Here is an 11,303-nt window from a genome sequence, read left to right as displayed (position 1 = left end):
TAATGGATCGGCTGAACAATCGTCCCAGAAAGACAAGGGGCTGTCGATCACCAAACGAATTATTTATGGGGCAGCGAGTGGATTTGCTCGCTGCGTAACGGAATTGCAGTTATTACTTGAAACTGCGAGTTTAAGGATAACTGGGGTATCGATATTGTTAAGGAAGAGGCGCCGAAAAAAGTTGGCATTAATGACAATGTCAGTGGTAGTGGCGATGTGTTGGACTTCAGTGCAATTACCGCTACTGTTCCTGGTGAAGGAAATTTGACAGTCGACCTGTACAGCTCGGTGAAAAAGGGGGCTGGTGATGCAACCAATGGTTGGCTTTATACCGAGCCGACTCCTACGCAACTGGCCAGCACGACAGAATTTTATGGCATCACGGTAAAAGAAAGAACCAACACGGTTAGAAATGCTGTCAATATTGAGCAGATAATGGGTGGAGCGGGAGAGAATACGTATACCTTCCACGATAACTGGGGGCAGACGTTTATTGACAGCAGTTTTGTTGGTCTGGAACGCACCCATAACCTGGTCATTAACGACACCAAGTCCGGCAATAAAAAGGGTACTCTGGATTTTAGCAACGTTACCCATGATCTTACCTTTGAACTGGGAAGCGGTAACCTTCTGGGGACAACCTCAACCGTAACCGTCACGGCCACCTCGGTGGTAAAAATCAAGGTTGGTACGGTCACTAAAGAAGTGACCTTTACCTACAATGTTACGGTAAATAATGTTGCCAATATTATTGGTGGCAAAGGCACCAATACCTACATCATCAAAGACAGCAAAGCACTGCAGGGAAAAATCACAACCCCTGCTGAAGGTAACAATGTACTGGACTACTCCCAGTATAAAAACACCGAAGATGCTATGGTCGATGTCCGCAATAATGCTGCCCTGGCGGCCAGTGGATTACTCAATAGCGACGCTAATAACACGACGCCGATACCGACCGCCGTTAAAGAGAAGCAGCAGTTGTTGCTGGCGCAAAATAAAACGCCGACAGTGGCTGGTGCAGCCAAACCGCCTGAGAGCTTCAAGATTTCCATCGGCGGTGTGGAAACCATTACGATTCAAAACCCCGAGGTCAAAACCGGCATGACCAAGGCGCAGGCGTCTACCCTCCTGCGCGCCGATATTGAAAACGCGTTGAATAACCTGTTTATTAAGAAAACTACGACAGGTAACACCACGCTACCACCTACTCCCGTGGCTAAGTTTTTTACCGTGACAGCGGCGGGTGGAGATGCCACCAATCATGGTTTCCAGATTGAGCTCCTGACGCCGGCGGATTATCCGGAAATGTCTCTGGTGGTGGAAAAGGTTAAGGAAGTGAAAACCTCCGGTGGGGTTTATGCCACCAATGTCACGCTGGTGTCGGAGCCCGATCAAATTACCGTCAATGGTACTACCACTACGATAGTACAGAAGGTGACCTCCAACGGGCCATTGCCTGCAGATCGTTATGTACTGACAACCACGTTGACTCGTACAGAGACGCTACTGACTGAGGTGGCTAAAGGCGTCGCCGCCATCAAAAGTGGCGGTATTGACAAAATTGACCGCCTGATTGGTGTCAATGAGGACGGAACCAGTACCGGCGGCGGTAAACGTCTAATCGTTATGGGCGACTTTGGTGTGTTGGCCAATAGCACCGGCGCCGGTAGTGACCTGTTATTTATCGATAACACGACATTGACGACGCAGGGACGTCATTGGAATGCCGGCGCGGGCGAAGATATTGTTGGCGGCACCAGTCAGGATGACATTCTATACGGCGGTGCCGGCAATGACAGTGTTGGCGGCGGCGCCGGCGATGATGTTCTCAAGGGGGATGCAGGTAACGATCGCCTGACCGGTGGTACGGGTAATGATTCCATGGATGGCGGTGTCGGTGACGATACCCTCGATGGTGGCTGGGGCGACGACCTGCTCTACGGCGGCACCGGTCATGATGTATTGATCGGTGGTGTCGGTGATGACACCCTGATCGGAGGCACAGGCTATGACCAATATGTCTTTACCGATAACTGGGGTAACGACCTGGTTATTGAGTCGAAGGCGTTTGACCTGCTCAAAAACAGTGACGGGAAAACCAAAAATGAGGCGCTGGCAGAGCGTGGCGATGCGCTCGACTTCTCGGCTGTCACTCAGAATATGACTTACCTTTTCAACAGTGGCAGTCTGGTAGCTGGTGCAGGTCTTTTCATTCAGGATCGAATGAGTCTGGCGAATCGGATACTGGGTTCGGGCACGGTCAGTGGGCGCTTTGCAGGAAATGCCAGTACGGTAACCGTTAATGATCAGGGTAATGCCAATGAAGTACAGCGGCTGTTTCTGGGGGGGGCGACCGGCGGCAACTTTACCTTGTCGTTTGATAAGTTCCTCAAGGCCGATGGCAGCTTGGCCGGCTTGCAGACAACGGGCAATATCTCCGCGGCTTCCGGTACTGCTGCGGCCATTAAAACCGAGCTTGAAGCCAAATTGCGACCATTGCTTGGTGACATAATCGGTGATCTGGTTAAGGTAACCAGTGTTGGCTCTGGCACCAGTGCTTACGATATTGAGTTCCTGAAGCCGGCCTATACCAATGTGCCCCTGTTAAAAGTGAATGGGGCTTCGCTTACGTATCCTGACCCTACCCTGGTAGTGAAAAAGCCGGGCAGTAATACTGTCGATGCGGGTAACGTTGTCACTCGGCACACCAACGGGTCTCTCACCCTGGACCTGGGGATGAGAGAGACCGGTACTTTCAGTTTTACATTTAAGTACACGAAAACCGAAAACGGGGTGATCACTCCGAATCAGTCTGTGACTGTGAGTCAGGTGACGACTACAGACCCAACCACAGGGGCACAAACCCAGACGCAGCTAAGTATGGGGGCAACGCCTTTTGATACCGCTGCGGCTATTCAGGCGGCACTGGCAGAGAAAAATATCTCTGCGATCGTCACCCTGGCCAGTGTGGGCAACAAGTTCGATATTGAGATCTTCAATCCGGAAATCAGCGATCTCTCAACTCCCACCCTCAACCATAGTGCATTGAAAGCCAAGCCGGATGTTTGGACCCAGACGCAAGGCTCTTCAGTGCGTGAGGTTAAATCGCTGGTATTGAATAATGCCAAGAGCGGTAATTTCACCCTTAAAGTGGGTAGCTACAGCACCGGGCCAATCACAATCGCAACGACGGAAGAGCAGACGCGATTGAATATTGAGGCGGCACTCAACAGTCTCAAGCGAAGCTTTTTGGGTTCAACCTATACCGTTGAAGTTAAGAAAGTAGCGTATACCGATGATCTGAAAGAGTGGCAGATTACGTTCACAACTCCGGATTCCAGCAATGTTGCCGATATGCTGGTCAATGTGACCAACCTGGAGAATACCACCAGCAAATTAATTACCGGTAGTGTGGTCACACTGGCCGAAGGCAGTAAAAAAGGTGCTGTTAAGGCAGTTGAAACCATTATTGCCGCCAACGCCGATAGCCACTTTATATTTGGCAGTGCCGATCCCGGCAAGATGCTTGTCGCTGCCGCCAACCCGCTTTACTCACCTGGTGAAACGGTTATTGATACCAGTTTGTTGACGGCAAATGGCCATGTGCTGGATCTGGATTTCAGTCATGTGACCGACGAACTCAATTTTAATTTTGAGCAAGTGGGAGCCATTAAAGAGGTCAAAACCCTCAAGCTGGACGCTACAGATAACGGCAGCTTTGCCCTGACTTATGAGGTTAAAGAGAAACAGCGTTTGACCTTGAGTGGCTCACAGTTGCCATCGGGCACCTTCAAGCTCAGTTTCACGGACCCTGTGAGTGGGCAGGTGAAAACGACGGCAGCTATCACCATCGAAAAAAATACTGCCGACGGCACCGTCAATATCACCCGAACTGCCAATAACATAAAGAATGCGCTTAACGCGCTCTCAATTGGGGGAACTCCGGCAGGTAATCTTAATGTTACGGTAACGGGAGCCACGGTTGACGGGTCACCGTTGCCAACAACCGGTGGTACTACCGCAGCTGATGTGGTCTATAAACCCAATACCTGGGATATTGTCTTCAATAATAAACAGTTGATGGGCGTTGAACTGGCCGAGCTCACCGTGTCGGCGACTTCTGCGACGGCAACGGTTACCGAGATGCGCAAAAACCAGCGTCTCACGACCAACAATATTGACATAGTGGCGGGCCAGAAAGCGGGCAATATGCTGGCCATTGAGAATGCGCTCAATGCGATGTTGGGCGAAGGCGCTGTTAAGGTCAAAGAGCCTCGCAAGCTCGTTGTGGGGGATAACCCCGACAGTGGCAAGTATGTTTACAATATTACTTTCAATACGCCTCTGGATGTTGACTTAATCAAAGCCACTGCGCCGGCAGCCGGTCAGCCGGCATTTACTTTTAACTTGCCGACGACAGCCCTGACGACAACCAAAGAAGGTAATGCCGGTCAGACCGCATTAATTGTTGAGCGGGTTCTGCCTCGTTCGGAAGCCTTCAATACCGAATCCTTGCTCTCCGGTGTTGTACAGCAGGTGTATGAGAATGAGGTTTTCGAGAGTTATCGCTTTACCGATGTCGGTGTTAATACGGTTGTCCGTGGCGGTCTTAATGCCAACACGTTTGCCATCTCTGGCAGCGCGACTTTTGGCGGCACGATTGTCGGCGGTACAGGGCTCAAACCGATATCGGCTCATTTGAACCTGGGGGCGATAGATACGCTGGCGGATCTGATGAATCTGAATCCGCCTGACTTGGCGGTGAAAAATACAGTTGATGTGACCGGCGGTGGTTTCGCCAGCCTGATTCAGCCGACCTATATCAACCTTACCGAATCCTCTCTGTCGTCAGTACGGGTAAATACCATCAAGGATGGTCAGTCCGGTAATGAAATTCAGCGCCTTGTTATTCCAACGGCCAAAGCAGGCGCATTTACACTGACCGCTGCCGGTAAAACCACGGCGCCAATTTATCTGGCCTTGCCTACCGTGCAAAAGGTACTGGTCTCAGACGGTGCCAGTGGCAACGTTACTCTTAGTTATAAAAATTCACTGAATGCAGATGTTTCTGTCAGTTTTGATGTCGCCGCCTCACACACAGACGTGGCGCGGGCCATCAATGATAGTCTGAAAACTACATTTACCACTATTACTGAAGATGTGGTTACGGTTACTAAGGATGGTGCAAATTTTGTCGTCACCTTTGTTAATCATAACTATGTTGTTGATCTGAATTTACAGACCCAGCCCACAGCAGGCAGTGTTGGCGTCGTCGATGTAACAACCACTTCGGCGGACAAGGCTGCCGTGGCCAGACGAATTCAGGATGCACTCAACCGTGCTCTGAAAGCCGCGCCGACTGATCCTGATCTGGTCGTTGTTAACCCGGCTAATCTGGCCGGCACTACCGCTTGGGATATTACCTTTAAAGAAGCCAAAGACCAGGATCCGATAACCTTTGCCGATGTGTCTTTGAGTAAAGCCAGTGTCACAGCCAGTGTTACCGCGAGTGGCGCTGTGGTACAGGCCGAGCACACGCTGACATTAACCCATGCCGATAGCAGCAATCCGAAAGATTTTAAGATTACGGTGGATGGTAAAACATCAGAAACCATCGCTGCGACCGCCAGCGCTTCGGCCATTAAAACCGCGTTGCAAAAGTTGATTGATTCAAATGCGTCACTGGCATTGGGTAAGGTTACGGTGACAGAATCTAGTGGTACCTACACCATTAAATTCAGCAATGGCACGGTTAATACAATCACGGCGGCTGATGTCGATGGTCATTCTCTGGGTACTTCAACTTTAGTAAACCAGGGCCAAACCAAAACCCAGCAACAGGATTTAGTTCTCAAAGGTGCGACACAAGGGGTGGTGGGGATTACCTACAACCTCAAAAACAGTGCCGGTACTGCGCTAACCGATACTGTCTATGTCGATTTGAGCCAGGCCGTAGTTACGGGTGTATTCAATCGTGCTTCGTTTGCGACTTTGCTAAAGAGTGCTCTTGATGCTTCACTGACCGCCAAACTGGGTTCGCCAGCATCAGTGCTGGTAACCGATGCTACCTCAAAGTTTACGATCGCTTTTCAAAGTGATGTGACTGCGACTAACCAGATTGAATCGGTAGCCGTTACGTCTTACGGGCTGAAATCAAAACTTGAACTGCCCACCGCTGTGCAGACATTTGCTGTTGGCAGTCTGCCGGTGATTATCGATCGTGTTGATCAGACTAAAACCAATCCGGTTTATAGTTTCAGCATGCCGGTACCTCCAACAGGCGGCTCCCTGTCGGGCAGCTTCTATATCAATTACGCCGGCAAGTCGACGGCTGAGATCCCCTACAGCGCAACACCTGCTACCCAGATAAACGCTATAAAAGCGGCCTTGACTGCCGCAGGTTTGCCTTTTGTTAATGTCACCGGGCTGGGTACATCAGCCAGCCCATATCTGATTGAAATGCAAGCCAAGCTCGGTGAAAGAGATAAGACGCTGACAGTCAATGGCACTAAGTTGCTGGTTACTCCGGCTGCAATCAGTCATGCAGGATTAGTGACCATTAAAGATGGCAAAACCACGCAAGTGAATGAGCAGCAGCTCATTACCCGGGTCGACCCCACCGTGAAGACCTTTAAGCTAACGATCAATGGAGTGAAGACTCGAGATATTTTCTTTGCCCAGACAGCAGCGCAAACGGCGAATAATATTTCGACGGCTATCAATAGCATGGTGGGTCTCGGCAAGGTGAGTGTTGTGGCCGGTACACAGCCGGACACCTGGGTGGTTGAATTTATTGATGCCACGCCTTTGTCGGATGCCGATACCTTGATTGCCGGCAGTGATGTGCCGTTGATGACAAGCTTCGTCAAAGATGATTACACCCAAAAAGTACTGACGGGTTTGAAGTCGGGCTTTACCGGCAAGGTTCAAAATATTCAGAATGTCACCTACGGTGCGGGCCTCAATGTAGTTGTCGATGGCAATTACACCCCGAATGGATTGGGGCTCAACCTTGGCAGCAATCTGTTTGAGGTGGGCGGCAATATTATTTCCGATCAGTTTGGCGGCGGGGTATTGGGTACCTTTGTCACCGCTGCAACAGGTAGCGCACTGAGCGGTGAGTTTTCTTTGCAGCCCGATGTCACTTTTGCGCCGGGTGCGCACATTCTTGCTGGTGGCCTGGGCGCCGACACCTATAAGTTTGGTGGCTACTGGGGCTTGGCGGCAGTGGTCGAGCAGCCGGACATAGAAATATACGGCACCAATGCCCAGTTCTTCGATACGCTGGATATGTCCGGCGCCGGTTACGGTAAAAAAGGCCAGGTAGCTGGCCGTGCGATCAAGAATACCGTCAACTATGACATCTTCGAATTAACTACCGATAATATTGACCAGTGGCGTCAGTGGCTGGATGGCACAGGACTTGAAACGCCTCCCCTTTCTGCCGGTACCAATCTGATTATTGTTCGGGATGAAATTTTCAGCCAGTACAGCGGTTCTTCCATTGCTGAAGGATTGGCGTTAGGCGGTAGTGTGGTCGTGGCGACCGGTATTGAAAATATTGTCGGCGGTGGTGGCGATAATATTTTTACTTTTCACGGCAATGCGCGCATCAAGGGTGTTATTTCCTCCGAAGGTGACATCACACTCAATTACGCAGATTACAGCACCGGATTTGATTTTACTTTTGATAATGACGCTAACTTTACCGGCGAAGGGGTTACTGTTGATGGTAATGCCGGTATTGCCTACAAGCTGTTTGGTGAAGATCAGGTGGATGTCCCGGTTTGGGGGACAATTGATTTACCGGTCGTAAAATTTGGCAGTGCAACCTCGGTGCAGGGTGAGCGCTGGAATGGTCTCTCCGGAATACTTAATGACGCGGTTGATTCTTCTTCCCAGTGGAAATTATCCAACAACGCGGTAGCGGGTTACACCAAAGTTATTGGTTCGGTTGGTAACGATACCTTTGTCGGTAATGATAACGACAATATCTTTGTTATCGGTAATGGCGGTTATGACAAAATTACCGGTGGTGAATCTGATGAGCAAGGCAATACCATCAGCTTTGAAGGTCAGACGGGTGATTACAAAATCGTTTTGTCCGGTAATAAGGTTTATCAGGACCTGGGCAATGAACGCCAGACGTTGGATTTAGCGGGCAGCGCCGGTGATACCATTACCCTGGCAATGGCTGGCGACAGTGTGCTGGCTGATTTCTCTGTCGATGTGACTCTGGGCGCAACGCTGGCCGATAGTGCTGTTGCGATTGCCGTGGCGCTTAATAACGAACTGGGTGCGGGTAGTGTGAGTGCCCGGGTTGAAGATGGGCTGGTGGTGGTCGAGTTCTTGCAGCTTGATCGCTATCACAACCTGACGCAGATGAGCGTGACCGATGGCGCTGCGCTGACGGCGGCCAGCGATGTCGGCGAAGTACAGGCGCCGGCGAGTGGTATTAACTACATCCACCGCCTGACGTTTGGCAATTTGCTGATGGGTGGTACTTATTTCCTGACTTTTGATGACCCTAATAATCCAGGCGAGACTTTACCCATCACCCTGGAAGCTTCCCGTGATGTGAATACGTTAGCCAGTGAGCTGCAACAGGCACTGTCAGATGCCGGCGTTGGGGCTGTGGTAACCGTTAACGACGCGTCGATTTATCAACTGGATATTGAAATAACCAATCCGGCCGAAACTGCACTGACTAATGTCGTTTTTGATTACGCTGGTTTGGTGCATGGTAGCCACGCGGCAACTCAGGCCGATGGCGCAGTTGCTATTGCAGAGTTCAGTGATATTCAGAACCTGGAAAGTGGCGAGGGTGATGACTGGCTGGAAGATGATGGTCGCGATATAACCGTGACATCGCTGGTGGATTGGGCGGCAACCCCAGCGCCTACCAATTCTGTTTATGAAATTGATTTTGGTACGACAACTCTGGCCGAGGGTGAAGAGGTTGCGATTTCGGTTATTGACCCTGAGGATTCCAATCATCAGGAGCGACTGTCGACATCGTTTGAACTGGGTGCAGACGATGCAGCCACGGCGACGAATATTGCTGATGCCCTGAATGAAATTGAAGGTCTGAGTGTTACCGTCACTGTTGTCAGTACAGGTGTCTTTGAAGTTACCTTCAATACACCGGCCAGTGAAGTTAAAGACCTGCGTATTTCTCCCAAGACGACGACATTCTATTTCCACGAAAAGTTTGGCAATGATGTGGTTTTCGCATCTGGTGGTGGCGACACCCTGGATTTCAGCGACGTTGAATCAGAGATTACGGTATCCGGGGAATTAACGGATTCGCTGGGCACTTATACTGAATACTCCTATACCGATGAGGCGGGAACCCGTCATTCGGTTAAAGCCTATGGCGACTTTGAGGTGGAGGGTGTTGAAAAACCTTCGTTCCTGGAAAGCGTTTGGACTGGGCTGACCAGTGCCGCCGGTTTTGGTGAATTACAAACCAGCAGTACGGCAGAAGGTAGTGGTGATTTAGATCTGACCGATAACGCTGCTGCCGAGATTGATTATCTGGTGGCGCAGGCGAAAGCTGCCTGGGAAGCTGTCTTGCCGGAAGGCTCAACAACACCCCTGGATGATATTGAGGTTGTTGTCGGTGCATCCGATTTGGGTGCCGGGGTACTGGCAACCACGGTTTATGCTGCGGGCAAGCATACCATTACCCTGGATGCCGATGCGGCCGGCGTCAGCTGGTTTGTCGATGCCGATGTGACTTCAACCGCTGACGATGCTCTGCTGGCTGATAGTATTGACCTGTTCACCGTATTAATTCATGAGATGGGCCATGCCATGGGCATGGAGCATCCAGATTTTGCTGCTCCGGATGTGATGGGTGAGGATCTCACGGCGGGAGTCCGTCTGTTGCCGACCTCGGATCACTTCAAATTATTGTCTGACCAGACCAAATTAAGCGTCGGCTTGGGCCAGTTTGGTAGCTGGGCTGCGAATATGGGTGACAAGATTAAAGACTACCTGAGTGATTCCACTCAAGTGCCTTTCACTAATCTGTCACTGGCTGATCTTCTGGGTGGTGGTATTGATACAGTGACTACCACGATCAGCGAAGAGATCCGTGGTTTTGCTGATAGGGTCGATCTCTTTTTCACAGGTAATACCGAAGCCACAACCAATGATTTATTGACGGCGCTGCGCGATGCCAATTACGACGTCACCATTGCTTCATCGTCCAACCTGAAAGAATACAGTGTTGCCCTTTCCCTGGCTGGTTTTAATCAGTTGGTCGATCTTGATCTCAACAATTTACTGGATCTTGAAATTGGCGGTTTGGATTTTGACTTGCCTATTGATATTGATCAGTCGCAACCGTTGGTGATCGATGGTGGTATTGACCTGCTGTTCAATTTTGGCGTCGATAACGATGGTGATTTCTATATTAAGGATCCGGGCCTTGATGCCCACTTTAATTTTGGCGAGGAATATATCGATCTCGTTGACATTAACGTAGGCACAGATGATCCAGGCACGGCAAGCTTTGTTGTCAGTGGTGATCACGAGGGCACTTTTGGCAGTACCGAAGCTGGCAAGTTGATGGTCGGTGACAGTTTCTATGTTGTCGGTGCCGATGGCGTTGACCAGATTTATAACGTGACCGATATCAGCTACGACGGTGTAACTGATACGACGACCATTACAGTCTGGGAAGATATTACTGTTGAGATGCTTCCGAAAGATGGTGTTCAGGGACACTTGATCAAGAGCTATGACTTTGGTGTCAACGTAGGCCCCCTCGGTGTTGATGTTAATGATTCGGTTATTTCGCTAGGCGCATCAGTTGGGCTCGGGTTTGATGGCAACCTGACTTACACCGATATGATCAGTGATGCTTCGGGTTCATTGATCAGTATGCCCAAGCTGGATGGTGATGCTCACTATGAAGTATTGCTGCCGATGTCGCTGTCCGGTGCCTTGGAGGGTTTTTCCAATACCACCGGTTATGTTGCCGCTTCCAGTAGTACCTTACCTGACAATGCCAGTCTGGCTCAGTTCTTTGCCAGTATTCCTTCTGCCGTAACCTTCAATAACCTGGAGGAAGTGTTCTCTCTGGGTGGGCTGTCACTGGATTTGATTATCGGTGGTGTCGACGAATTACTGAAAGATGTGGTGGGTACTGATACCGAAGTGTTGGGCCAGCAGTCCGGTAATACTATCACTTTCTTTGATGAGCGCTGGTCGAATACGTCGACTGTTCCTGCATCTACCTATAACGCCGTTGAAACCGACGGCGTGCAAAATAGCCGCTATGTGATTCTCGA

The 11,303-nt window shown here is 50.3% G+C and carries 2 protein-coding genes (1 of these 2 cut by a window edge); both read left to right on the top strand.

All coding sequences use genetic code 11. The features are described 5' to 3' along the window. A partial coding sequence (locus KOI40_RS17280) for a hypothetical protein (RefSeq protein WP_216098799.1) occupies positions 1 to 268 on the top strand: 268 nt, incomplete at its 5' end. Beyond that, positions 265 to 11,303, top strand: partial view of a hypothetical protein gene (locus tag KOI40_RS17275; RefSeq protein WP_216098798.1) — the start only. 25,048 nt of this gene lie beyond the right edge of the window; the window shows 11,039 of its 36,087 coding nt (coding positions 1–11,039); its start codon is at positions 265 to 267; its stop codon lies off the right edge, out of view. The genes KOI40_RS17280 and KOI40_RS17275, both read left to right, overlap by 4 nt.

Source organism: Pseudomaricurvus albidus (assembly GCF_018863235.1).
GTDB lineage: Bacteria > Pseudomonadota > Gammaproteobacteria > Pseudomonadales > Cellvibrionaceae > Pseudomaricurvus > Pseudomaricurvus albidus.
The sequence above is the reverse complement of the archived record's forward strand: the minus strand, read 5'-3'. Positions and strand labels throughout refer to the sequence as shown.